This window comes from Ruegeria sp. G5 (genome assembly GCF_056533365.1).
Genome location: NZ_JBQFOK010000002.1, coordinates 24,629 through 49,333, shown reverse-complemented (window position 1 = coordinate 49,333; position 24,705 = coordinate 24,629). Strand labels below are relative to the sequence as shown.

The following is a 24,705-nucleotide window of genomic DNA, read 5'->3' as shown; positions in this document are numbered from 1 at the left end:
GATTGGCGGCTTCTACGGGGATGAACGGAGATCATACAATGCAAATTGCAGATTTCGGAGATGTGCAAATCCATTACCAGATCGACGGAGATCCCGACGGACCGCCCATTGTTTTCGCCAACTCGCTGGGGACAGATCTGCGCCTTTGGGATGCGATATTGCCGTTTTTGCCCGCTGGTCTTCGGATCGTCAGATTCGACAAGCGAGGACACGGGCTGTCCTCGGCACCAACAGCCCCATATTCGATGGGAACACTAGTACGGGACGCAGAACGCCTGCTGGACCATCTTGAGGTGCGCGACTGCGTGTTCGTGGGCCTTTCGATCGGCGGCTTGATTGCACAGGGTCTCGCGGTCAAACGACTTGACCTGATCCGCGGTCTTGTCCTCTCAAACACGGCCGCCAAAATCGGAACGCCTGCGATGTGGCAGGACAGGATGGACGCAGTTCAGGCGGACGGTATCGAAGCGTTGGCCGATGCAACCATGACCCGTTGGTTTTCCAAGGATTTCCTTGCCTCGCCCGAGCATTTGCTTTGGCGCAATATGATGGTCCGTCAATCGCAGCACGGTTATGTGGGCTGTTGCGCCGCAATCTCAGGCACCGATTTCTACACACCGACAAGCGGCCTGCGCCTGCCAACCTTGGGAATTGCGGGCAGCGAGGATGGCTCTACCCCGCCCGATCTGGTAAGAGAGACCATTGATTTGATCCCGGGCTCTCGCTTTGAATTGATACGCCGAGCGGGACACCTGCCATGTGTCGAGCGCCCCGCCGAATATGCCGATCTGTTGCGGGCGTTTTTGACCGACATCGGACATATATAAAAAGGAGCAAAGCTGTGGCGGAATTCCTTTTGGTTCATGGATCGTGCCATGGAGCGTGGTGCTGGCGCGATCTGATCCCCGCGCTCGAAAAGTTGGGGCATACGGCACGCACTATTGACATGCCAAGCCACGGTGCCGATCCGACACCCATCGGCGATGTGACGCTTTGGAATTGTCGCGACGCCGTGCTGTCGGCAAGCACACCGCAAACTATCATCGTCGGCCATTCCTGGGGTGGTTACCCGATAAGCGCGGCCGCTGAGGAAAACCCCAAAGCCATGCGTGCGCTGGTGTACCTCTGCGCTTACGTTCCGCGTGACGGGCTGTCGATGATCGAAATGCGAAAACAATCCCCGCGGCAAACCATTGGGGATGCCGTTGAAAAGTCGGCTGATGGGCTGTCATATTCCGTAAAACCTGACAAGGTTCAGGGTCTTTTTTATCATGACTGCGCACCGGAAATTACGCCATACGCCTTTGCCCGCCTGTGCCCACAGGCGATCGCGCCGCAAGACACCTCCCTCCCCTTAGGCGAAAATTTCTCAAGCGTTCCAAAAGCCTATATTCGCACATTGGATGACCAAACGATCCCAACCGAGTATCAAGAACAAATGAGCCACAGTGTTCCAGCGCACATGCGCCACAACATGAACAGCGGGCATTCACCGTTCTTCTCGCATCCCGCCGAGCTTGCAGAAGTCCTCAGCACGATTGAAAACGCACTCACCACGCAAGACTGATCACGGATGTCTTTGACACGCGACCGCGTCTAACTAGAGTAACCGAAATCACCAATCTGCGGTTTTCATGCGCCTGCCCTATTTCTTCGTTCTGCTGACAGTCATGATCGATGCCATGGGCATAGGTCTGGTGCTGCCAATCATGCCGGAACTCATTGTCGAGGTTCAGGGCGGAACACTTGCCAGCGCAGCGATTTGGGGCGGTGTCCTCAGTACCGTATTCGCGGCGATGCAATTCGTATTTGGTCCGGTGCTCGGCAATCTCTCAGATGCGTATGGACGTCGAATTATCCTTCTGGTGTCGCTGTTTGTGATGTCGCTCGACTATGTAGTGATGGCTATGGCGGGCAGCATCTGGCTGCTGCTGGCAGGTAGAGTTGTCGGCGGGATCACAGCAGCCACACACGCGACTGCAGCCGCGTTCATGGCGGATGTATCGAAGCCTGCGGAAAAGGCCGCGAACTTTGGCCTTTTAGGCGCCGCCTTCGGTGTAGGTTTTGTGCTGGGCCCCGTGATCGGTGGTCTGCTGAGCGAATATGGCACCCGCGCGCCTTTCTGGGCAGCGGCCTGTTTGTCGGGACTGACGTTTGTGTTCGGCCTGTTTGTGATGCCAGAAACAGTAACCGACAAAACACGCAGGGCATTCAGCCTGAAGCGCGCGAACCCGATAAATTCCCTGAGTGCAATCGCTGCTTTGCCGGGTATTCGGCCCCTGTTGTGGGTGTATTTCCTCTATTCCGTTTCGATTTACGTCTACCCTGCCATCTGGGCTTACTTCACCACCGAAAGGTTTGGGTGGTCACCGCAGATGATCGGCCTGTCCCTTGGGGTCTATGGCATTGGCATGGCGGCTGTTCAGGGCGGGTTGATCCGCCCCGCCACCAGATATCTGGGCGAACGGGTGACGATTATCTATGGGATGGGTTTCGAAATTCTCAGCTTCCTTCTGCTGGCATTTCTGACGAACGGGTTCATTGCGCTTATGCTGATCCCAATCACCGCTCTGGGCGCGGTCGTTACGCCAGCGCTTCAGGCCATGACGTCCCGCGCGACGCCGGATTCGCAACAGGGCGAATTGCAGGGCGTTCTGACATCCCTTCACGCGCTTTCCATGGTGATTTCGCCTCTGCTCATGACCAGTGTCTTTGCCCATTTTGCCAGACCCGGATCTGGCATCTACTTGCCCGGTGCCCCATTTTTGCTGGCCATGGTTCTGATGGTCATAGGCTTTGCGCTGTTTATCAAAGCACGCAACGTAAAGGCCTAACAACGACATATCCGTGACGGTTTCCGCCTTGCGATACGCTTTCGAGCACGCCACCGTGGTCCAAAGCGAACGAGGGAAGCAATGCAAACAATCAAAGCCGCCGTCTGCAGGGCGTTTGACGAGCCTCTGATCATCGAAGACGTGCAAATCGCACCTCCGGGGTCTGGCGAGGTTGAGGTGACACTGGACGCCGTCGCCATCTGTCACTCGGACATCTCATATGCCAGCGGCGCGTGGGGTGGATTTCTGCCGGCAGTTTATGGGCACGAGGCCGCAGGCGTCATCACGGCCGTCGGATCATCCGCCGGTGATTTTGAGGTTGGCGACGCGGTGGTTGTGACACTGATCCGCGCTTGCGGGTCCTGCCCATCCTGCGCGGGGGGCAAGCCAACAATCTGCGAAACGCCTTATGACACGGTCAAGGGGCCACTGCGCACATCCGATGGTGGACCGCTCGAGCAAGCTATGGCGTGCGGCGCTTTCGCGGAAAAGGTTGTGGTCAGCCATCGCCAGATCGTGAAAATACCCGAGACCATGCCAAAAGACGTGGCAAGCTTGTTGTCCTGCGGGGTGATTACCGGCGTCGGCGCGGCGGTAAACGCGGCTGGTCTTCGTCCGGGACAAGACGTGGTTGTGATTGGTGCCGGAGGTGTCGGACTGAACGCAATCCAGGGCGCGCGCATTGCCGGAGCGCGGCGCATCGTGGCCGTCGATGTGACGGAGGAAAAGCTGGGTATTGCGATGGAATTTGGGGCAACGCACGGCGTGTTGGCGACCTCTGGAACGCCGTGGAAAGACGCCTACAAAGCGTTGGGCGGGCGCGGAGCAGACGCTGTTCTGATCACCGTTGGTGCAATTCCAGCCTATGATCAGGCACCCAGATATCTGGGACCGGGCGGTAAGGCGGTCATGATCGGGATGCCTCATTCCGGTGATACCGCAAATTACGAACCGGTAATTCTGGCCGCGCTGGGTCAGGGTTTGGTCGGGTCCAAAATGGGCGACGTTGTCATTCAGCGGGATATCCCGTGGATGATCGACTTTTACGAACAGGGCCGCTTGAAACTGGATGAGCTGATCTCGGGCCGTTGGTCATTGTCGCAAATCAATGATGCGATCGCCGATACCAAAACCGGATCAGCAAAAAGAAACGTCATCGTCTTTGACAGAACCTGACAAGACGCGCCGGAGGAGATGCCATGAAGCTGCAGGATCTGGATATCATCATCACCGCACCGCCTGCCCCCGGCTGGGGTGGGCGCTATTGGATCCTGGTCAAGGTCACGACGGACACAGGCATCACGGGCTGGGGTGAATGCTACGCGTCATCGGTCGGCCCCGACGCGATGCAACATGTCATTCGAGACGTTTTCGAACGTCACATGCAAGGTGAAAACCCCGAGAACATTGAACTGATGTTTCGTCGGGCATATTCCAGCGGGTTTACTCAGCGCCCGGACCTGACCGTGATGGGGGCCTTTTCCGGGCTCGAGATTGCGTGCTGGGATATCCTCGGGAAAGATCGTGATCGCCCCGTCTATGCGCTGCTGGGCGGGCTGATGAACGAACGTATTCGGTCCTATACATACCTTTACCCCCTACCGCATCATAACCTGAACGACTTTTGGACCGCCCCTGATCAGGCCGGGGAATGCGCGGCCGAGATGGTGCGGCGCGGGTACACCGCCGTCAAATTCGATCCAGCCGGGCCTTATACGATACGTGGCGGGCACATGCCCGCAATGTCCGACATTTCGATGTCCGTTGCCTTTTGCAAGGCGATCCGCGAAGCCGTCGGCGATAAAGCGGACCTTCTGTTTGGCACCCATGGCCAGTTCAACACGGCCGGTGCGATCCGGCTTGGACAAGCGCTGGAGCCATTTTCCCCGCTCTGGTTCGAGGAACCTACGCCACCGGATATGATCGCAGACATGGCACGCGTTGCGCGCAACGTCCGTATCCCAGTCGCCACCGGCGAGCGTTTGACGACAAAGGCCGAGTTCAGCGCTGTCTTGCGGGCGGGTGCCGCCGAAATCCTGCAACCTGCTCTGGGACGCGCAGGGGGCATCTGGGAAATGAAGAAAGTTGCCGCCATCGCTGAGGTTTTCAATGCGCAGATGGCACCTCACCTATATGCCGGACCGGTTGAATGGGCGGCGAACATTCACCTGGCGGCCTCGATACCAAACATCTTGCTGTTAGAGACCATCGAAACGCCGTTCCACGACGCGCTGATCAAAGGGTGTCTAAAGGTTGAAGATGGGTTCGTTACCGCCCCAACCGCGCCCGGGCTTGGTATCGAAGTTGACGAGGATCTTGCCCGTGCGCACCCTTATCAAGACACCGGACTACATCTGCAGATGCAGGAAGATCCCTGTGATTATGTAAATGGTAACGCGTTTCAAGGTGGTGCCCCTGCAACCGAGGGGTGACAACCGCCCGCAATCTGGGGCATATTACAGCGACCCCCTAGTTGCAGGCAGGCCCGCAGTGACGCTCAAGGAAGATGACCTTCAGACCAAGGCAGATGCTTTGTCCGATATGCAAGACAGTGCCGCGCGGGCGGCAACGTTTCTAAAGGCGTTGGCACACGAAGGGCGCTTGATGATCTTGTGCCATCTGGGAGACGGCGAAAAATCAGTGGGTGAGCTGGAAAAACTGCTCGATATCCGACAGGCCGCGGTCAGCCAGATGTTGGCTCGACTGCGCGGCGAGGGACTGGTTTCGACCCGTCGCGACGGCAAGACGATCTACTATTCCCTGCAGGATGGAAATACTGCCCAAGTGATCGGACTGCTTTATGACCTGTTCTGCAAGCCGCAGCGTTAATTCGACACATACCCGGCGATGACCTGAAGCAGTTTGAAGGCTGTGGCGGCATCGTTTTCGACAACGGCCAGAAACTCTTCTTCGCCGATCCGCAAACAGGACAGGTTGGTTTCCGCGATCATGCTGAGCGCCCGAGGTTCCTTGCGGATAAGCCCCAATTCTCCAACCAACGCACCCGACCCGACGGTCGCAATCAACTGGTCTGGTCCGCTTTGCTGCGGAAGGTACAATCCTGCTTCGCCGTCCAAAACCACATAAGCCCCATCGGTCGGCTGATCATCCTTGAGGAATACGATTTCGCCCGGTTTGGCATCGAACCAACGCGCCCCAAACGCCAGCAGGCGTAGCTGTCGACGATCAAGGCCCGAGAACAAGGGGGTCTGCTCCAGCGCGCGTAGTTTGCGCGCCAGATCTGCCGAAGCGGCGCTGTCTTCTTCCACGTCCGATGGTCCTTCGTCTGACACCACCCGCCCCTGTCGTATTTCGAAATACGCGTCGAAAACATCCGGGTTGTCGAACTGTTCGTTCAGGTAGATTACCGTCGTCTCGGGCAGCAATGAGCGCAGGTTCTTATACACCGCAACCTGTGTCGCCATGTCATAGCTGGCCAGCGCATTGTCTAGAACCAGAATGTCGGGTTTCTTGATGGTCGCACGTGTAAACGCTAAGGGTTCTGCGAATACGGCTGGCAAATTCTGCCCCCCCAATGCAACTGGCACATCGTAGATCAATTCGACAACCAGCGGGCGCGCACCGTTCTGGTCCAAAACGTCCACGATCAGTTTTCGAACCTCATCGGACCGTGCGCCTCCGATCTGGCTGACTTTACCAAAAAGCGCGTTCTCCATCACGGTCAGGCCGGGGGCGAATTCTGAGGCATCAAGCGGAACAAACACATCGTGCAGCGTTTCCAAAAGCTTGTCAGAATGGCTGTGACGCAGCTCGAGGATGCGGTTTTTCAATTCATCCGAAAATGCAGGGCCAATTTGTTCGGCCGAAATGACCACTGGAACCGCCAGCAAATTGGCAAGCTGTTCGTCGTCCAACCCCGAGACACCTTCGTCACGGGTGCGTTCCAATAGCTCTATCGCGCTTTCATAAGTCTGCGCTTCGAGACCCAATTTTCGGAACAGCGGGTGGTCGGTACCATCCAGTCCAAAGATCTGCCGTAGCATATCGACCACATCGCGGGTCAGGTTGACCAGTGTTTCGTCCAGACCCAACTCGCGCAGTTGTCCCAGAAACACCGATTGCTGCGCCAGCAATTCCTGCGTAACCGGAACGCGCGGCGTTGCGAACAACAGGTTTTCTGCCACCGGAAGGGCTGGGTTGTAACAGCAGCGGTCAAAAATCAACGCTTGCTGCTCGAGGCCGGCGTCGTGAACGGCCTTTTGAATAACAGGGCGCAGCTCGACCAGTTTCTGGGCAAGTGCCAGATGATCATCCGCTTCGAATACCTGTTCCGCCCCGCGCTGGAACAAGGCGGGGCCCGAACCCATGCCGTCGATCAGGTGCAGCCACCAGTCACGCAGCGCACCCGCGTCCTGCACTCCGGCCAGAGACGGGTTCAACCACTCGGCCTTGAACGGGTCCGCGCTGTTTCCGGCGCGTTGGGTTTCCGCAAAGCCGGGATCGTCTGTCTGCGCGGTCAATGGTTTGAAACGCATGGGCATCATGACGTTGTCGCCTAGCGTTCCCTGAAACATGATCGGCCGAGACGAAGCATAGCCAATCCGCGCCGCGATAGTGCTTTGATGCAGTCCCGACAGACTTTCCGACCCGATTTCCAGACGACCAGATGTTGGCAGTATTTCACGCGTCAGCAATTCAGCAATCGCGCGCCTGTCTTCCTCGCTGGGCGCCGCTATACCAATTGTCTGCCCTCCGGCAAATGTCAGGTTCAGGTCATCCAGCACCTGGTTGCCATCCATATCCCGAACCGAAACATGATCCAGAACGATGTCGCTGTTCAGACGAGGCTGCTCTGCTGGTTCCTCTTCAAACAGTTTTTCATCCACCATACCGGGCGGGGCAAACCGTTCGATGACAACGTCCCAGCGCAAAGACATGTCCTGTGTCTGGTTGTAATAAGTCAGCAGTTCTTTCCAAGGAGAGCTCAGATCCTTGTAAGCCGCCAATGCCGCCACCAAGGCACCCAGCGAAACAGATCCCTGCAGGACAAGCACACCACCCACCAGATAGAACATGAAAGGCGTCAGCTGCGAGATGAAGTTGTTTATGAACTTCATAAAGAACTTCTTCTGATAGATCTCAAACCGAATGCCGAACAAGCGCCCGAGCTGGTCAGAGATCATCGCGCGCCGGTAACGCCACCCGCCATTGGTCCTAAGGGTCGAAGCCCCGGCAGCGTTTTCACCGATTTGCGCCGCCAGTATTCGCACCTCTTGGATGCGTTCCTTGTTCAGCAAGTTGATTTGCCGCTGAAGTTTGGGGATCAACCAGGCCTGCAGCGGAATAAGCGCAACTGCCGCCAAGCCAAACCAAACACTTTGCAGGAACAGGAACGACAGAATCGTGATCATCTGCCCCGCCTGCAAAACAGGCTGGCTGATTGCATCGCCCATCAGACCGCCCATCGGTTCGCTTTCCGCCGTGATCATGGACACCATCTCGCCCTGACTGACCCGTTCGAAATAGGGCTGCGGAAAGCGCAAAGCGCGGCTGATCAACTGGTACCGAAAACGGCGCAGCATGCGTTCGCTCAACACGCCTTTCATCGTGTTGATCCGCATTTTCATCAACCCGTGGGCCAGAACTGCCGCAAGAAACGCGAAACACAGGATGATCAGAAATGTCATCTGTGGCAGATCAAATCCAAAAACGCGCACCACGGGGCTGGCCGCACCAATTGCATCGTTGATAATCCGCTTGGGCAGCTCCAGCGTCAGATACAGCAGCGGGAACAGGGTCGAGGTGACGGCCAGCAAAATCAGCTGGTCGCGTTTCGAATATTCCCAAATAAATCGGAAGATTGTGCGTTCTATGGAACCTGCCCCTATAGCGGATCAATGACCCGATCTTGCCGTATGTGTCGCAAATCCAACACCCCGAAGTTACCGTAATCAATACAGACGACGCAAATAGTTTCAAATTTGATCAGATATTCGCCGAGTGTGAACAAGTTCATTTGCGCAACCACACATTAAACCCTAGTCTCGTCCACAGGACGATATCGGGAGGATTCAGTTGCATGCCAATTTAGGCGCAGTGTTTTTGATGCTCTGCTTATTGCAGATCAAACATATGTTTGCGGACTACTACCTCCAGACGCCCAAAATGCTGGCGGGGCGGGCTGAATATTTCCATATGGGACGCGCACAACATGCAGCAGTGCATATTGTGGGCTCGGTCATTGTGTTTTTTCTGTTTGGCGCGCCGTGGTCATTTATTTTGATCATCGCGGCACTTGAATGGATCGTTCATTTCAATATCGATTTCGCCAAAGCCAGCTATTCCGACAAAAAGCAACTTATGCCGTCACAGGCAGCCTTTTGGCGCGCTGCTGGATTGGACCAGTGTCTGCACAACCTAACCTATGTGGCGATGGTCTGGGCTTGGGTGAAGTTCGCCGCCTAGCGAATATTCAGGCGACATTCTCTATTTCGGATTGCCGGTATGCAGACAACCACTGCCGGTCAATGCGATCTATGCTGGCAGGATCAAATGCCTGACTCACTTCCCAGTAACGTCCCGATGGAACGAAATAACCCAACTCGCGTTCCGCCCGCAGGGCTGTATCCATCCCCGCTGTCGAAGGCAAGTCAGCCGACAAAAGCGCCTCGATCGACGCCGAAGGAAAAACAAGACGGCTTTCACCTCTAGACAGTCGGACGGTGTGACAGCCTTGTGCCGCGCCAAATAAGGCCAAGCGCGCCGACTTCGCCTCGAGCGACCGAAGCGTCACATCTGCGCGCAACGGGTCAGCCGTGCCTTGGCCGTAGAAATGCGTCTGGCCCGATTTCGGGTAAATCATGTCACACCCGAAATACGCCAAAACCGATGGTTTCAACGCGGCCAGAGCCCAATACCCGGCTGTAAACGCCATCGTTCCACCGGCATAAACGAACCCGCCGAATTCGTTTTGCAAAGGAACATATTCCTCTGCGCCGACGATCCGTTGACCTGCCGCCAGTACCTGTGGCTGGTTCTCTTGCGGGAAATCCTCGGGGTGGATCAGGATGTCCCAATCCGGGCGAATCCGCCATGCGTTATTGATCGCGACAATATGCGAAAAAGCATCGCGCGCCCAATCTCGCGCTGCCATAGCTGACGGAGCGCTTCCCAATATCAACACGCGTGGCTTCGTCTCGGTCATTCCGGGGTCCTGCCTTTCTCTGCGGTCACAGGAAAGTGTAGAACGTTTTCGGACTTAAACTACCCCAAGACTGAAAAACTGCTTTCTTCGTTGATCGGGCGCTTGCGCGAATAGAACCCAACATTGATCGTACGCTTGATATAAGGCAGTTCAAACTGCAGCGGGTCAGAGTCGTGATCCGCACCGCCTTCGCAATAATCGATCAGTGCTGCCATCATCTTTCCGGCGATCGGCGCGTTTTTGTATTGGTTTCCGCTTGTACCGCAAGCCATGTAGAATCCCGGCAGGCTGGATTTGTCATAGATCGGAATCCAATCGGTCGACGCGTCGTACAAATCAACAACCCCCCGCGTTTTGGACGGAATACCCAAGGTTGGAACACGCTGTGCATAACGCATGGCTTGCGTGGTCCATTGATCGGTGAAATCGTGATTGTAGTTCACGTCATCTTCGCACCATTGATGCGGATCGCATTCCGGGTCTTCGGAACCGACCAGAATGTGGTTGCCATGCTCAGGGCGACAATACAGGGCAATATCGCTGTCTGACACGATTGTACCGTCGTTTTCGAAATCAAACCCTTCAGGCGCGGGAACGTGCACGACCTCTTGACGCAACGGTCGGGTTTCGATGGTCATGTCGCCCAATACGCCCGCCATCTTGTTCACAATCGCCGAGCCCGGCCCGGCAACGTTCACAACAACCTTGGCGTTGATCACCTCACCCGAGGCGAGTTTGACACCGGAAACACGTCCGCCATCCGTCAGGATTTCGACAACCTCGGCACCCGTTCGCAATTCGGCCCCGTGTTGCTTCGCAGCCTCCATCAGATTCTGCGCTGACAAGGCTGGATCCGTCACGTATCCGGCCTGAGGCCAAAACACGCCCCCTTGCATCTTGCGCCCGTTTGACTGGCCAAACTCGGGGTCATCCATACGACGCGCAGGTGCGTAGCTCTCCAGAGAATACACGGGCAGACGTTCGGTGATTTTCTCAGGTGACCATTCCTCGAACGGGCAATCCAGATCGGCACTGTTTTTCATGTGCTTGACCAACATCTCATTGGCGTCGGTCTTCATGACTAGGCAACCGGTCTCGCGGAATTGCGCCAGATTGGCATCTGCAGGCAGTCCAAGATACTGGGCCCAGTCACGCCAATAGTGATACCCCTCCCACGCAAATGCGGTGCCATCAAACGTTGAATAGTGCATTCGAATGATCGCACAGGACCCTGCGGTGGAGCCGTGCCCCACCTGTGTGTTGCGGTCCAGCGAAAGGGTTTTCCACCCAGCCTTTGCCATCTCAAACGCGGTGGCTGCGCCGATTACGCCGGTTCCGATGATGATTGCATCTGGTTGGGTCATGACGGATCTCCTTTCCAATAGCGCCTGCAATATGCGCTGAATTCTTCAACTTCTTCGGGTTTGGCTTCGACGCCGGTAAAGGCGTAAAGGTAATGAGGAACCATTGATATCCGGGTCGAGAATGGTTCGTTCAACTGCGCAAGATCATATCCGATCTGCATATAATAGAGCACCCTGGCCCGGGTTTCGGCTTCGATCTCGGAATACCCGTACCGCGTGAACATTGCGTGCAGGGCCTCAAGACGACGCGTATCCGACTGATCCAGCGCGCGTCGCACTTTGCCGGATTTGCGCGCCCAATCGCGCACGGCAAAATCAAGCGCAGTATCGAACAGATCGGTATTCACAACACATCTCTGCACGTTGCAGACGGCGGCCGTAATGGTCTGCGCCGGTGCCTCTGCCTGTTGAACCAGCGCCGCTGTATTCAGCGCTTGCCAGCGTGCCAGCAACGCATCCAACAATTCCTGACGTGATTTGAAATACCAGTAGAAGGACGACCGCGACACGGCCATCCTCTCTGCCAGATTCAGAACCTTGATCTGGTCGATCCCGTCTGAGATCAGCACATCCATTGCCACGTTCAACCAGTCGTCACGCGTAACTTTGACGTTGCCGACCAGCGGTTCGGCCTCTGGGTCGTCGCGATGGAGGATGGGTTTGGTATTCATTTAACTCTCCGGCGGTGCGCCGCCCTCCTGCGTCCGTTGGGCGATAAAATCCTGCAACGCATCAAGGCGCCCTGCATCTTGAGTCGGGGCTTGGAAATTGGCGAGGATATCCTTCCACACACCCGTCGCACGGTGATTGGCATCGACGGCACCGCGTTCGGTCCAGGTTCCGAAGTTGGCATAATCATGCAAGTGCGGTTCGTAAAACGCGGTGTTATACCGCTCCATTGTCTGGCTGGCGGCAAAGAAATGCCCGCTTGGGTCAACCTCACTGAGCGCGTTGTCAAAGCCGATTTCGTCAGCTCCGGCCTGTGCCCCGGCGCATAGTTCGGCCACCATATTCAGCACTTCGGCGTCGCAGATCATTTTCTCGAAGGATACCGTCAGGCCACCTTCCAACCACCCGGCCGAATGGATTATGACCGTGGCCCCAGCCATGAGACAGCCCCACAGCCCGAACTGGTTCTCGTTCGCCGCCTGCACATCGTTGATGTTGGCCGCAGACCCTGCCGCCGACCGCCACGGCAGCCCCAGATGCCGCGCCAACTGGCCTGCAGCAAGCGACGCCTGGAAATGGGATGGTGTTCCAAAGGCTGGCGCACCGGATTTCATGTCAACATTGCTGGTGAACGTTCCATAACAAACCGGAGCGCCGGGATTTGTCAGTTGGGTCAGGGTCAAAGCCGCCAACGCCTCGGCGTGGGACAAAGTAATAGCCCCGGCCACCGTGATCGGCGCCATCGCACCCATCAAAGTAAACGGCGTGATGATCGACATCTGGCCATGGCGCGCAAAGTCGATCAACCCTTGCGCCATCGGGATATCCAATGTGCGCGGGCTGTTGGTGTTTATGATTGTATAGCAATGCGGGTTGGCGCAAAATTCTGCGTCTGACAAACCGCGCGCCATGGATAGCATCTCAAAGCAATCCATCACTTGCGGCGTACCGCGCGAAAAGAAAAACGGAAACTTGTCCGTCAATTCCATTTGCGCCTGCGTAGTAAAGTAATGGCGCAGATTGGTCGGCACATCCTGAGGTTCGACCTGTGGTGAGATCATCTGGAACACGTCGAAATGATGCGTGAGCTTCAGAAACTCCAGATAGTCCTGTCCGGATGCCGGGCGACGACCGCGTTCAAGATCTGTTGCGTTCGGGGCACCTGCGCCGGGTTGAAAAACTAGGCTGCCCAGTTCCAGGGTGAAATCGCGCCGCCGTGCCCCTGCCCTGCAGGCGATGGATCTCGGGGCCGAGGCAACCGCCGCCTCAACCAAATCGCGTCCGATGAAAACCATTTCGGTGCTTTCATCCACGCGCGCGCCCGCCTTGGCGTAGATACGGCGCGCTTCTGGCAACAGGCATTTCACCCCCAGTTCCTGCAAGACCCGCAATGCCGTTTCATGCATGTCGGCAATCTGGTCTGCCGGAAAAACCTCCATCTGAGGAAACGGGTTTTTGAGCTGACGGTAATTTACATCGCGGCTCGGCGTTGGCTTGGCATCCGCGCCGCGTCCCCGCCGTCGCCGTCCGCGCTCAGAGGTTTGTGAGACGTCCATCAGCCCCTCATCGCCTTGCCCTGCGGGTCGTAGGGGGATGGTGCGACGACACGGGCGGGTCTTTCAACACCGACGACATGCACCGACAGCTCAGTCCCCGGTTCCGCCTTGTCCTGATCAACCAACGCCATTGCCAGCGATTTACCTGTGTAGTGCCCGTAGCCACCCGAGGTCACGAATCCTACACGTTCGTCACCGGCCCAAACAGGTTCGTACCCGCTGGCATCCGCATCCAGTGCGTCCACCTCAAGCGTCACCTGTACCTGTGCGGGTCCATTGCCGTCACGCTCAGCTATGGCAGCGTCTTTGCCGATGAATTCCTTATCCCAGTCGATCCAGCGGTCCATGCCTGTCATGCCGGGCGTGTAAGCTTGCGTGAATTCCGCCGACCAGATACCAAAGCTTTTTTCCAACCGCGTGGAAAGCATAGCGTTAAACCCACATTCGCGGATACCCTCGTCAGAACCCGCTTCTAACAGCATCCGGCGCAGTTTGACGTGATCGCCATAGCGGCAGTTGATCTCGTATCCCTTCTCACCGGTCACTGACATACGCGCGACGCGGGCACGAACCAGACCGATATCGAAATTCCCGCAGCCCATGAATTTCAGGCCCGAGATATCCTGTTCTGCCAGTTTCTCAATTACCACCTTTGATTTCGGGCCAACAACGGCGAACCCACAGTATTCCTCGCCCAGATCGCGGACGGTGACGCCATCCATCATATGGTCATCAAACCAGCGCATATGCCAGGCGCGCAGGTAATAGCTGCCCATGATCCACCAGGTGCCATCGCCCCAGTTCAGCACGGTCAGATCACCCTTGAGCCGCCCGTTCTCGCCCAGCATCGGGGCCAGCTTGGCGCGCCCCGGCGCGGGTAGTTTTGAGGCCATGACCTTATCCAGCCAGGCCAGCGCATTCGGACCCGTTACCTCGAATCGCGAAAAGCCTGAGATGTCTAGCAGACCCACACCTTCCCGGATCACCTTGCATTCCTCAGCTACGATGTCGTGCGCGTTCGACCGTTTCAGCGTCGGCGTTTCCTCAAACCCTTTCGGCGCAAAGTACAGCGGCACCTCAAGATCCCAGCTGACGCCCCACTTGCACCCGGCTTCGGTCATCGCATCATGCGCCGGGGCCATTTTGAGGGGACGGCCTGCGGGCAGTTGTTCGTTCGGATAGGTCATCACGAAACGGCGCGAATAGAACTGACCGGTTGTCTCGCGAATATAGCGCTTGTTCTGCGCAAAATCGCCATAGCGCGCCACATCCATGGGCCATGCGTCGGCCTCGGGCTCACCATGGATCATCCACTCGGCCAGCGTTTTACCGACGCCACCGCCCTGCAGGAACCCGGCCATCACCGCGCAGGCCGACCAATAGCCCCGCTTGCCCGGCACCGGCCCGACCAGAGGGTTACCATCGGGCGAGAAGGTGAACGCGCCGTTCACCCATGTCTTGATGCCCACATTCTGGATTGAGGGGTAGCGTTCGAAACCCAGCGTCAGCTCATTTTCAATCCGGTCAAGCTGTTCCTGAAACAGTTCCTCGCCATAGTTCCAAGGTGCCCCGTCCATGGCCCAGTGTTCGTGGTCAACCTCGTAGATGCCAACCAGAACACCCTTCTGATCCTGCCGCATATAGGTGAACCCTTCGAGGTCCACGGTCATCGGCATCTCAAAATCCGCCTGCGCAACCTCGGGTACCGTATCGGTTATCAGATAGTGGTGTTTCAGCGGAGAGACCGGCAGCTCAACCCCTGCCATACGGCCCACCTGTTTGGCCCAAAGACCCGCGGCGTTCACCACATGCTCGCAGGTGATGGTGCCCTTGTCGGTCACGACCTGCCAGCCATCGGCGGTTTGGATCAGTTCCTCGACCTTGGTTTCTTCGTAGTATTCGGCACCTCGTTTCTTGGCCGCTGTCGCATAAGCCTGCACCGTGCCAGTCGTGTCGATATAGCCCTCGCGATCGGCCCACATCGCACCCAGAACGCCATCAGTAGACATGATCGGGCAACGCTTCTGCGCTTCTTCGGGTGAAAGCAACTCGCAGTCATCAATGCCGATGGACTGGAAGATGCGGTAGTTGGCCTGCAGCCATTCCCACCGCTCGGGCGTTCCCGCCAGTGTCAGACCACCCGTCATATGAAGCCCGATATTCTGGCCTGATTCCTTTTCAATTTCGCTCAGCAGGTCGATGGTATAAGCCTGCAGTGAGGCCATATTGGGATCCGCATTCAGCGCGTGAATACCTCCGGCTGCGTGCCACGATGATCCCGAAGCCAACCGTCGCCGTTCCAGCATGACCACATCTGACCAACCGAACTTGGCAAGGTGATACAGAACGGATGCCCCGACAACACCACCTCCGATGACGACAACACGATACTGAGATTTCATCCCGCACTCCCCCGCATGACTCGCACAGGACGCTAGACGCACTGTTCACATCTGTCTAGACATTTCTGTACAGTTCATTGCGCGAAACAAGTGCCGTCAGGAAGCGGTTATTTAAAGCTGTGCGCTTGGACGTTCCGAGATCTTGTCAAACCATGCCTGCGTCGCGACGTTTTGCGACGGGATGCGCATTTTGATAACGCGTGCGAAATCGACAAAAACATAGGTGGATATATCGGCGAGACTAAAGCTATCGCCCGCCACAAAAGGACTGTCTGACAGACGTCCTTCCAACATCTGGAAAAACCGGCCAACGCGATCGGTGCCGCGTTGTGCCAATTCGGGGATTTGCGCATACCCTGTCGGCCCCGGTATTGCGCGACCTTCGAACGCGGGATGTGTATTGCGCAGCGCCTCGGCAATTGGCATTCCGCCCTGCTGCTCAACGATGCTGTTCCACATCAGAACCAAGCCTTTTTCATCCGCAGTGCGCCCCATCAAAGGTGGCTCGGGGCTGTACGCCTCAAGATAAGCGGCAATCCCAAGGTTTTCCGTCAACACGGTACCATCGTCAGTGATCAAAACCGGTAGCGTCGCATTGGGATTTATGGCGCGAAACGCTTCGCTCAGTTGCTCTCCTTTCGCGATCGAGATGTCGCGTGTTTCGATCTCCAACCCTTTTTCCGCGATAAACATCCGGGCCCGACGCGGATTGGGGGCAGTGGAACAATCATAGAAAAGCATATCGGTCCCTCTGCGATCAGCGCCGGTAGACAAAGCACCGACCGACAACCGCGCCTGCAGGCAAGGGTAGCTCGGTCAGCGTTTCAAAATACATCCGGTCACTGGAAACCATCAACCCGCCCGGTGCGAGCAGCGGTTCAATCAAAGGCGATACGAAACGGGCGAAGGCGTCGTTCTTTTCGCGGTTGTGACCCCCAAGGTCAGCGTGGATCAGGCTGGCGGTCGCTCCGAACCGATCGGTCGCCGCTGGCAAGGTGTCGCGCACGTCCCCAAGAATTACGCGGTCCTCTGGCGGTGTGGAATCAGGGTGCGAGGCAACGGCCCGCTCGAAAACGTAAACCGGACGGTTCCGAATATATTGAACCATATGGTGATAGGTCCGCCCGTTACCCAATCCCAGTTCGAATACGGGTCCGGACATGCCGCTTGTCTCGGCGATTGCGTAATCCAGACAGGCGCGTTGTGACACCATACGGTCAATAAACAGGTCCAGGCGGCTTTGGGGATCGGGCACGGGAAATCTCTCCTTGATATCTGCCGACGTATAACCAGAGGCCGACGTCGCATTAGATGACAAATCCTCAAGGCTTTGTGTAGGCAATTTGGCCCCAGTTTCATAATACCGCGACATTTCTACCCAAGAACGGGTTTGACTAGTTGGGCCCAACCGAGCGAAACTATGTCAAAAAACACGGGGAGTTGAACTAGCTCATGCCGAGTATCGGCCTAACGGGTGGAATACCCGTATGACTGCTTTGTTGTCTGTCAGAGACCTGAGCATCGGCTTTGGTGCCGGTGAAGCTGTGGTTAACGGCGTCAGTTTTGACGTCGAGGCCGGGCAGACTCTGGCCTTGGTCGGCGAGTCGGGATCGGGTAAAACCATCTCTTGCCGGGCTGCCTTGCGGATATTACCGCGCACGGCGCAGATACGATCGGGCACAATTACGCTGAACGATTCCAAAGGCATGGAAGATCTTACAGCGATCACCGAGCGTCAGATGCGTAATATTCGGGGCAATCGGGTCTCGATGATTTTTCAGGAGCCGATGCGATCGCTGTCCCCCCTGCACAAGATCGGCAATCAGGTCAGCGAAGTTCTGTGGCTGCATCGCGGTGCATCCGAGGCGGAAGCGCGCAAAGAAGTGCTGACACAGTTCGAGCGCGTCGGCTTCCCTGACCCGCAACGCGCCTATGATTCTTATCCGTTCGAGCTGTCGGGCGGGATGCGTCAGCGCGCCATGATCGCCATGGCCATGGTGTCCAAACCGGAACTGCTGATCGCCGACGAACCTACGACCGCGTTGGACGTCACGACGCAGGCTCAGGTTCTGGGGCTTATCAAAGAATTGCAGCGCGAAACCGGGATGGCCTTGATCCTAGTGACGCATGACCTTGGCGTGGTCGCGAACATGGCCGAACAGGTGGTCGTCATGCACAAGGGTCGGGTCATGGAGGCTGGCGCCGCTGCGCCAATCCTGACGTCTCCGGCACATCCTTACACCCAACAATTGTTCGACGCCGCTCCAGCGATCCCCGACAAGGACGCCGTCGGCATTCCGATGCCCGCAGAAGACCTGATCCTGCAGATGAAGGATGTCTCCAAGACCTACACCATGCGGTCGAGCAAAGGATGGCAAGGGGACCGATTGATCCACGCGTGCCGGGGCGTAGACCTAATACTGGCACGCGGTAAAACGCTGGCAATCGTTGGCGAAAGCGGATCGGGAAAAACCACGGCAGCCCGCATCGCGCTGGGGGCCGAACCCCCTGATCCCGGCGGTGAAGTTCTGTTTCGCACGTCACCTGCAGATCAGCCGATCACTGTCCACCACATGAGCCGCGCCCAGCGCACCGCTTTTCAGCGCAAGGCCCAAATGGTGTTTCAGGACCCATACAGCTCGCTCAGCCCAAGGATGCGCATTCAGGATGCGATGACCGAGCCGCTGGAGATCCACAAGATCGGCTCACCTTCCGAACAACGTGATAAAGCGGCCGAGATGTTGCAACGGGTCGGGCTGAATGCCGACATGCTGAAACGTTACCCGCACGCTTTTTCCGGCGGTCAGCGCCAACGATTGTCAATCGCAAGGGCAATGATGCTGGACCCGCAACTTATCGTTTGCGACGAGCCGACCTCGGCCTTGGATGTTTCCGTGCAGGAACAAATCCTGACTCTGCTGGAAAACCTGCAGGAAAGTTTGAACCTGTCCTATTTCTTCATATCACACGACCTTGCAGTCGTGGCCCGCATTGCCGACGAGGTTGCGGTAATGCGACGAGGCCTTGTCGTCGAACAGGCCCCACCCGAAACTTTGTTCTATAACCCGCACCACCCCTACACCAAGGCGTTGATTGCTGCTCAACCGGAACCCGACATCAACCGGCCCATCGACTTAAATCTGGTTGCTTTAGGCGCCGGTTCGCCGGACAGTTGGGATGACGCCTTCCGATTTACCGACTCCATGATACCTTCCTTGGTAGAGATGGAACCCGGCCATAAGGTAAGATGCCATGTTTAAGACCACTCGCCCCCTGTTAATGGCCGCCGCCCTGTGCACATCGTGGATGACGACTGCATGGGCAGAAACGCCTCAAGCCCAGGAAAATGATTTTTGGGCTGACGAGGTCAGTTCCGGGAATCTCCCGCCTGTTGACGAACGTTTGCCTTACGAGCCGCTGATCGTCGATCTGGCTGCAAAGGGGCGTGAGTTTGGAACGCCGGGCGGAACGCTCCGCACGATGGTAACCCGCTCGAAAGACATCCGTCAGATGGTCGTTTATGGCTATGCGCGGTTGGTCGGGTTCGACGAAAACTACGAGATTGTGCCTGACCTGCTGTCCTCGTTTGAAAACGAAGGAAACCGCAAATTCACGTTGAAGCTGCGGGAGGGGCACAAATGGTCAAACGGGTCGCCCTTCACGTCCGAGGACTTTCGGTACTGGTGGGAAGATGTGGCCAACAACGAACTGCTTAGCCCATCGGGGCCGCCAGATTTCCTTATCGTCGAGGGCAAAGCGCCAACAGTAACATTCCCGGACGAAACGACCGTTGTTTTTGAATGGGACGAACCCAATCCGGATTTCCTGCAATCGCTGGCGCAAGCGCGACCACCATTTATTTATCGCCCGTCCGAGTTCCTCAAACAGTACCACGAGAAATTCGCGGACGTAGAAGAATTGGCGTTTCAGGTTGAAGATGCGCGTGTCACCAGTTGGGCGGCGTTGCACAACAAGTTGGACAACCTGTACAAATTCGACAATCACGAATTGCCGACCTTGCAACCCTGGCTGAATGCAAGCTCGGGTAAGAAGATCCGCCACAACTTTGTCCGCAACCCCTACTATCACCGCATCGACAGCAATGGCGTGCAGTTGCCCTATATCGACGTGGTAGAGATGGAGATTGTGGCACCCGGTCTGGTCGCAGCAAAAACCAATGCTGGTGAAACCGATTTGCAAGGACGCGGTCTGGCGTTCCGCGATGCTTCGATCCTGAAGAAAGGCGAAGCTGGCGGGAACTACAAGACACTGCTGTGGAAAACCGGCGTTGCCTCGCAAATCGCCATCTATCCCAACCTGAACTACGCCGATGATGGATGGCGCGAAGTGCTGCGGGACGTGCGCGTTCGCCGGGCATTGTCACTGGGGATTGACCGCAAAACGATCAACCAAGCGCTGTACTTCAAACTAGCACAACCCGGCGCCATGTCCGTTTTGCCAGCCTCACCTTTCTATGACGAGGAAAATGCCAACGCGTGGGCGCAGCACGACGCCGATATGGCCAACAAACTGTTGGACGAGGCCGGATTGAACGAACGCGACAAGAATGGCATTCGCCTGTTGCCCGATGGCCGCCCGATGGAACTGATCATCGAAACCGCTGGCGAACGTCAGGAAGTTGAAAATGCTCTACAAATCGTCACCGACACATGGCGCGAAATCGGCGTTGATCTGGTGATGCGTCCATTAGACAGGGACATTCTGCGCAACCGCGTGTTTGCCGGAAATACTATGGCATCCGTGTGGTTCGGCTGGGATGACGGCATTCCACAACTGCACACTTCACCTGCGTACCTCGCCCCGACCGATCAGGTGTTTCTGGCTTGGCCCAAATGGGGGCAATATTACCAGACCGGAGGCGAAGCCGGTGAGCCGCCCGACATGCCCGAAGCTGAACGTCTGATGCAGTTGGCTCATGACTGGGAAATCGCTGAAACTGACGCCGAGCGCGAGGCTGCGTGGGGTGAAATGTTGAAAATCCACGCAGATCAGCTTTACGCTATCGGTATTCTGAATGGGGCACCCCAGCCAATTGTCGTGTCGAACCGTCTGCGTAACGTCCCCGAACAGGCCATGTGGGCGTGGGAGCCCGGCGCGCATTTCGGCATTCATCGTCCGGACGAGTTTTTCTTCGCCGACTGACAGGAGCAGCTAAATGGTCATGCTGCGCTATGCGGTGTATCGCTTTTTCACGATGCTGCTGACGCTGCTTGTGGTGTCGGTCCTGATCTTCGTGATCATCAACCTGCCGCCCGGCGACTACCTCAGCAACCAGATCGCGGAATTGCAGGCCTCGGGTCAATCTGCCGGTGTGGCCAAGGCCGAATTTCTACGTACCGAATATGCGTTGGATCGTCCGATGTGGGAACAGTACCTGATATGGATGGGATTCTGGCCGGGCCCCCACGGGTTCGAGGGCTTGATTCAAGGCAATTATGGCTGGTCCTTCGAATTTGACCGCCCTGTCGCCGAGATCGTGGGCGACACGCTTTGGCTGACCGTGGTCGTCAACCTTGCCGCGATCCTTTTCGTCTACGCGGTGGCTTTGCCTCTTGGCGTTCTCGCGGCTGCAAAATCACGGACGTGGATTGATTACACGTCAGCCTTTGTCGGCTATCTCGGTCTGGCGACTCCTAACTTTTTGTTGGCGTTGATCCTGTTTTATTACGGTCATCAGTATTTCAACCTACCCATTGGCGGCTTGATGGATCCATCCTTCGAGGGTCAACCGATGAGCTGGGACAAGCTAAAATCCATCCTGCTGCACCTGATCGTTCCGACCTTTGTGATCGGCACCTCGGGCGCGTCTGCGATGATGCAACGCTTGCGGGCCAACATGCTGGACGAATTGGGTAAACCATACGTAGAAACCGCCATCGCCAAAGGTATGGCCCCATCACGAATGCTGACCAAATACCCGCTGCGCGTGGCCTTCAACCCGTTTGTGGCTGACATCGGCAACCTGCTGCCTTCGATGGTGTCCGGATCGGTTCTGGTGTCGGTTGTCCTGGGTCTACAAACCATCGGGCCAACCTTGCTGACAGCGCTTAAAACGCAAGACCAGTTCCTGTCTGCGTTCATCTTGATGTTCGTCGCATTGCTGACGCTGATCGGCACCATGATTTCCGACATTCTGCTGGTCATGCTGGACCCGCGCATTCGCTATGAGGGGCGCAAGGCATGAGCAAACGATCTGATGGTCGCTATGTCGACGACGCCCCATTTGATCCCAACGCCGCCCTGCAACAGGTCGAGCGCGCCGATCTCGACGCGCCAAACTGGCTGCTGGTCTGGCGAAAATTCCGAACGCACAAGCTGGGGCTGATCTCGGGTGTCTTCCTGCTGCTCTGCTATCTGATGTTGCCATTCGCCGGATTTATCGCCCCTTACGGCCCGAATGAGCGGAATGACGAACACCTCTATGCGCCGCCGCAAAGCATAAACTGGTTTCACGAGGGCGAGTTCATAGGCCCCTACGTCTACTCAATCGTGGCCGAAGCGGATCTGGAGACCTTCCAGTGGAAATTCATACCCAACACGGATGACCCACGCCCTATCAAGTTTTTCTGTGAAGGGGCTGAATATAAACTGGCGGGCCTGATCAAAAGCGACACCCATTTGTTTTGTCCTCCTGACGGCGCCACCGTGTTTCTTTGGGGATCCGACAGGCTGGGCCGGGACGTCTTCAGTCGCATCCTGTATGGCGCGCAGCTGTCTTTGACAGTTGGCCTTATCGGTATTTCGGTGTCTTTCTTCCTGGGCATCCTGTTCGGGTCCATGGCCGGGTATTTCGGCGGCAGGATCGACTGGGTCATCAACCGCGTTATCGAAGTGCTGCGTTCGCTTCCGGAACTGCCATTGTGGCTGGCGTTATCGGCAGCGGTCCCCTCGAACTGGAGCCCGGTCGCCGTTTTCTTCATCATTTCGATCATCCTTGGGATTCTGGATTGGCCCGGTTTGGCGCGATCGGTGCGCGCCAAATTCCTGTCCCTTCGCGAAGAAGAATATGTACGCGCGGCTGAGATGATGGGTGCCAGTTCAGGGCGGGTGATCCGCAAACATTTGCTGCCGAACTTCATGTCGCACCTGATTGCCTCGGCTACGTTGTCGATCCCAGCGATGATCCTTGGAGAGACCGCGCTCAGCTTCCTTGGGCTTGGGTTGCGCGCGCCCGCGGTCAGTTGGGGCGTGATGCTGAACGATGCACAGAACCTGGCTTCGATCGAGATCTATCCGTGGACCGCGATTCCGATGCTTCCGATCATCGTCGTTGTTCTGGCGTTCAACTTCCTGGGCGACGGTTTGCGCGACAGCCTTGATCCGTATCAGCAATGACGCTGATCTCCGCCCTTCCAGCTGCTGACAGCTATCGGGTAACGGGATCAGGCGCGCGCCCAAGTGTTTATGCGGTTTCGGAACTGGCCACTGCCAGCTTTGCCGCCGTTGGGCAAGAATTGGCGCGTTTGATGTCCGCTCTGAACCTTTCAAGTGCCGCGCCCGAAGTTTCCGTTGATCACAGGCTCGCATCGCTGTGGTATGGGTTTTCCTTCAAACCCAATGGCTGGGAAATGCCGAACCTGTGGGACGCCGTCGCTGGCGATTATGAGGCGGCCGACGGATGGATTAGGCTGCATACAAATTTGCCACGGCACAGAGCAGTGGCTTTGGAAGTGCTCAAAGTGGGTGCCGAACGCTCAAAGGTCGCAGCCGCTGTGAAGACCTGGAATGCCGGAGATCTGGAAAACGCAATCGTGGCCAAAGGCGGGGTCGCCGCAGCGATGCGTAGCCGGGCAGAGTGGCTCGATCACCCCCAAGGCCGCGCCGTATCACGGGATCCGTTGATCGGGTGGCACAATCCCCGCCAAATAACCTTACGTGACCGCCCCAAGGCCGGTGCTGAACGCCCATTGTCAGGTTTACGAGTGCTGGACTTGACCCGGGTTCTGGCCGGACCGGTATCGACACGAACGCTCGCGGCCTTCGGGGCTGAGGTGCTGCGTATCGATCCACCTGAGTGGGACGAGCCCGGCGTTATACCGGACATTTCTCTGGGCAAAAACTGCGCCTACCTTGATCTGAAGTCTCCGCAGGGCCTTGAGAAACTACAAGGATTGCTAGCTCAGGCCGACGTTTTCGTTCATGGTTACCGGCCCGGAGCGCTTGATGCACTGGGGCTGACCCAATCAAAGCGCGATGAACTTGCACCCAATCGCATTGAGGTCACCCTGAATGCTTACGGCTGGCAAGGACCGTGGTCCAATCGGCGTGGATTTGACAGCTTGGTTCAGATGAGCGCTGGTATCGCCGACGCAGGCCGTGAATGGGCCAAGGCTGAAAAACCCACACCATTGCCTGTACAGGCGCTTGATCATGCTACAGGCTACTTGATGGCCGCCGCGGTTCTTTCTGCATTGGCCGAGGCCGCGTCCGGGAACACCGTCATGCAAGCGCGGTTGTCTCTTGCACGAACGGCCGAGCTGCTTGCGGTTCTCGGGAAATCGGAAACATCCGACAAGATCACCAAAGCTGACACTCCGGACTACTCAGACGTGACCGAAGAATCCGGATGGGGACCAGGTTATCGATTAAAGCCTGCCCTACGCGTCGGTGAAGCCCGCATGTCGTGGCCCTTGCCAGCCTGCAAGCTGGGCACAGCCCAACCATCCTGGCCCTCGCTCACCACGTGAACCGACC

20 protein-coding genes are annotated in these 24,705 nt (G+C 56.9%); 12 read left to right on the top strand and 8 right to left on the bottom strand.

Going from position 1 to position 24,705, the window contains the following annotated elements:
* The first annotated feature begins 38 nt into the window (after positions 1-38).
* From pcaD to ACR0BD_RS03260, 6 genes are all read left to right on the top strand, one after another.
* A complete protein-coding gene (pcaD, locus tag ACR0BD_RS03285) occupies positions 39-827 on the top strand; it encodes a 3-oxoadipate enol-lactonase (protein WP_480828879.1) in 789 nt (262 codons plus the stop codon).
* Between the two features lie 14 nt (positions 828-841).
* Positions 842-1,567: an alpha/beta fold hydrolase gene (locus ACR0BD_RS03280; protein ID WP_480828877.1), complete on the top strand. Its 726-nt coding sequence runs from the start codon at positions 842-844 to the stop codon at positions 1,565-1,567.
* Positions 1,568-1,634: 67 nt separating this feature from the next.
* Positions 1,635-2,834 (top strand): TCR/Tet family MFS transporter, encoded by a 1,200-nt coding sequence (locus ACR0BD_RS03275; RefSeq protein ID WP_480828876.1) that lies wholly within the window; start codon positions 1,635-1,637, stop codon positions 2,832-2,834.
* Between the two features lie 81 nt (positions 2,835-2,915).
* Positions 2,916-4,010, top strand: a complete 1,095-nt coding sequence (locus tag ACR0BD_RS03270; RefSeq protein WP_480828875.1) for a Zn-dependent alcohol dehydrogenase — start codon at positions 2,916-2,918, stop codon at positions 4,008-4,010.
* A gap of 23 nt (positions 4,011-4,033) precedes the next feature.
* Positions 4,034-5,266 carry a mandelate racemase/muconate lactonizing enzyme family protein gene (locus tag ACR0BD_RS03265; protein WP_480828873.1) on the top strand — a complete coding sequence of 411 codons (1,233 nt, stop codon included), beginning with the start codon at positions 4,034-4,036 and terminating at the stop codon, positions 5,264-5,266.
* Between the two features lie 109 nt (positions 5,267-5,375).
* Entirely contained in the window at positions 5,376-5,663 is a 288-nt protein-coding gene (locus ACR0BD_RS03260) for an ArsR/SmtB family transcription factor (RefSeq protein WP_480829394.1), read from the top strand.
* Here ACR0BD_RS03260 and ACR0BD_RS03255 read toward each other — a convergent pair.
* Entirely contained in the window at positions 5,660-8,656 is a 2,997-nt protein-coding gene (locus ACR0BD_RS03255; protein WP_480829392.1) for an ABC transporter transmembrane domain-containing protein, read from the bottom strand. The genes ACR0BD_RS03260 and ACR0BD_RS03255 overlap by 4 nt on opposite strands.
* 244 nt (positions 8,657-8,900) lie before the next feature.
* On the opposite strand from ACR0BD_RS03255, the gene ACR0BD_RS03250 reads away from it, so the two are divergent.
* Entirely contained in the window at positions 8,901-9,260 is a 360-nt protein-coding gene (locus ACR0BD_RS03250; RefSeq protein WP_480828871.1) for a DUF3307 domain-containing protein, read from the top strand.
* Positions 9,261-9,267: 7 nt separating this feature from the next.
* Here ACR0BD_RS03250 and ACR0BD_RS03245 read toward each other — a convergent pair whose 3' ends face one another.
* The 7 genes from ACR0BD_RS03245 to ACR0BD_RS03215 form a co-directional block, all read right to left on the bottom strand.
* Positions 9,268-9,999: a hypothetical protein gene (locus ACR0BD_RS03245; protein ID WP_480828869.1), complete on the bottom strand. Its 732-nt coding sequence runs from the start codon at positions 9,997-9,999 to the stop codon at positions 9,268-9,270.
* Positions 10,000-10,058: 59 nt separating this feature from the next.
* Positions 10,059-11,363, bottom strand: coding sequence for an NAD(P)/FAD-dependent oxidoreductase (locus ACR0BD_RS03240; protein WP_480828868.1), 1,305 nt, complete (start codon positions 11,361-11,363; stop codon positions 10,059-10,061).
* Positions 11,360-12,034: a TetR/AcrR family transcriptional regulator gene (locus tag ACR0BD_RS03235; protein ID WP_480828867.1), complete on the bottom strand. Its 675-nt coding sequence runs from the start codon at positions 12,032-12,034 to the stop codon at positions 11,360-11,362. The genes ACR0BD_RS03240 and ACR0BD_RS03235 overlap by 4 nt, the downstream gene beginning before the upstream one ends.
* Entirely contained in the window at positions 12,035-13,588 is a 1,554-nt protein-coding gene (locus tag ACR0BD_RS03230) for a trimethylamine methyltransferase family protein (RefSeq protein ID WP_480828866.1), read from the bottom strand.
* Positions 13,588-15,990 carry a GcvT family protein gene (locus ACR0BD_RS03225; RefSeq protein WP_480828865.1) on the bottom strand — a complete coding sequence of 801 codons (2,403 nt, stop codon included), beginning with the start codon at positions 15,988-15,990 and terminating at the stop codon, positions 13,588-13,590. Before ACR0BD_RS03225 ends, ACR0BD_RS03230 begins: the two co-directional genes overlap by 1 nt.
* 111 nt (positions 15,991-16,101) lie before the next feature.
* Entirely contained in the window at positions 16,102-16,731 is a 630-nt protein-coding gene (locus tag ACR0BD_RS03220) for a glutathione S-transferase family protein (protein ID WP_480828864.1), read from the bottom strand.
* Between the two features lie 16 nt (positions 16,732-16,747).
* The gene (locus ACR0BD_RS03215; protein WP_480829391.1) at positions 16,748-17,203 is read right to left on the bottom strand and encodes a class I SAM-dependent methyltransferase; all 456 of its coding nucleotides are present in this window, start codon (positions 17,201-17,203) and stop codon (positions 16,748-16,750) included.
* A 274-nt stretch (positions 17,204-17,477) separates the two neighbouring features.
* Between ACR0BD_RS03215 and ACR0BD_RS03210 the strand changes: the two genes are divergently transcribed.
* The 5 genes from ACR0BD_RS03210 to ACR0BD_RS03190 are packed head-to-tail and all read left to right on the top strand — an operon-like array spanning position 17,478 to position 24,698.
* Entirely contained in the window at positions 17,478-19,250 is a 1,773-nt protein-coding gene (locus ACR0BD_RS03210; protein WP_480828863.1) for an ABC transporter ATP-binding protein, read from the top strand.
* A complete protein-coding gene (locus ACR0BD_RS03205) occupies positions 19,243-21,153 on the top strand; it encodes an ABC transporter substrate-binding protein (protein ID WP_480694884.1) in 1,911 nt (636 codons plus the stop codon). Before ACR0BD_RS03210 ends, ACR0BD_RS03205 begins: the two co-directional genes overlap by 8 nt.
* Before the next feature lie 13 nt (positions 21,154-21,166).
* Complete coding sequence (locus ACR0BD_RS03200; RefSeq protein ID WP_480828862.1) at positions 21,167-22,195, top strand: ABC transporter permease; 1,029 nt, start codon at positions 21,167-21,169, stop codon at positions 22,193-22,195.
* On the top strand, positions 22,192-23,346 hold the full coding sequence (locus ACR0BD_RS03195; RefSeq protein ID WP_480828861.1) for an ABC transporter permease: 1,155 nt from the start codon (positions 22,192-22,194) through the stop codon (positions 23,344-23,346). The genes ACR0BD_RS03200 and ACR0BD_RS03195 overlap by 4 nt, the downstream gene beginning before the upstream one ends.
* Positions 23,343-24,698 carry a CoA transferase gene (locus tag ACR0BD_RS03190; RefSeq protein ID WP_480828859.1) on the top strand — a complete coding sequence of 452 codons (1,356 nt, stop codon included), beginning with the start codon at positions 23,343-23,345 and terminating at the stop codon, positions 24,696-24,698. Before ACR0BD_RS03195 ends, ACR0BD_RS03190 begins: the two co-directional genes overlap by 4 nt.
* Positions 24,699-24,705: the final 7 nt, after the last annotated feature.

Bases quoted from the DNA above. Each gene is read 5' to 3' on its own strand.
- pcaD (WP_480828879.1), top strand. From the start codon at position 39: ATGCAAATTGCAGATTTCGGAGATGTGCAAATCCATTACCAGATCGAC.
- ACR0BD_RS03220 (WP_480828864.1), bottom strand. From the start codon at position 16,731: ATGCTTTTCTATGATTGTTCCACTGCCCCCAATCCGCGTCGGGCCCGG.
- ACR0BD_RS03275 (WP_480828876.1), top strand. From the start codon at position 1,635: ATGCGCCTGCCCTATTTCTTCGTTCTGCTGACAGTCATGATCGATGCC.
- ACR0BD_RS03265 (WP_480828873.1), top strand. From the start codon at position 4,034: ATGAAGCTGCAGGATCTGGATATCATCATCACCGCACCGCCTGCCCCC.
- ACR0BD_RS03210 (WP_480828863.1), top strand. From the start codon at position 17,478: ATGACTGCTTTGTTGTCTGTCAGAGACCTGAGCATCGGCTTTGGTGCC.
- ACR0BD_RS03195 (WP_480828861.1), top strand. From the start codon at position 22,192: ATGAGCAAACGATCTGATGGTCGCTATGTCGACGACGCCCCATTTGAT.
- ACR0BD_RS03235 (WP_480828867.1), bottom strand. From the start codon at position 12,034: ATGAATACCAAACCCATCCTCCATCGCGACGACCCAGAGGCCGAACCG.
- ACR0BD_RS03260 (WP_480829394.1), top strand. From the start codon at position 5,376: ATGCAAGACAGTGCCGCGCGGGCGGCAACGTTTCTAAAGGCGTTGGCA.
- ACR0BD_RS03190 (WP_480828859.1), top strand. From the start codon at position 23,343: ATGACGCTGATCTCCGCCCTTCCAGCTGCTGACAGCTATCGGGTAACG.
- ACR0BD_RS03270 (WP_480828875.1), top strand. From the start codon at position 2,916: ATGCAAACAATCAAAGCCGCCGTCTGCAGGGCGTTTGACGAGCCTCTG.
- ACR0BD_RS03205 (WP_480694884.1), top strand. From the start codon at position 19,243: ATGTTTAAGACCACTCGCCCCCTGTTAATGGCCGCCGCCCTGTGCACA.
- ACR0BD_RS03240 (WP_480828868.1), bottom strand. From the start codon at position 11,363: ATGACCCAACCAGATGCAATCATCATCGGAACCGGCGTAATCGGCGCA.
- ACR0BD_RS03200 (WP_480828862.1), top strand. From the start codon at position 21,167: ATGGTCATGCTGCGCTATGCGGTGTATCGCTTTTTCACGATGCTGCTG.
- ACR0BD_RS03225 (WP_480828865.1), bottom strand. From the start codon at position 15,990: ATGAAATCTCAGTATCGTGTTGTCGTCATCGGAGGTGGTGTTGTCGGG.
- ACR0BD_RS03245 (WP_480828869.1), bottom strand. From the start codon at position 9,999: ATGACCGAGACGAAGCCACGCGTGTTGATATTGGGAAGCGCTCCGTCA.
- ACR0BD_RS03250 (WP_480828871.1), top strand. From the start codon at position 8,901: ATGCTCTGCTTATTGCAGATCAAACATATGTTTGCGGACTACTACCTC.
- ACR0BD_RS03215 (WP_480829391.1), bottom strand. From the start codon at position 17,203: ATGGTGTCACAACGCGCCTGTCTGGATTACGCAATCGCCGAGACAAGC.
- ACR0BD_RS03230 (WP_480828866.1), bottom strand. From the start codon at position 13,588: ATGGACGTCTCACAAACCTCTGAGCGCGGACGGCGACGGCGGGGACGC.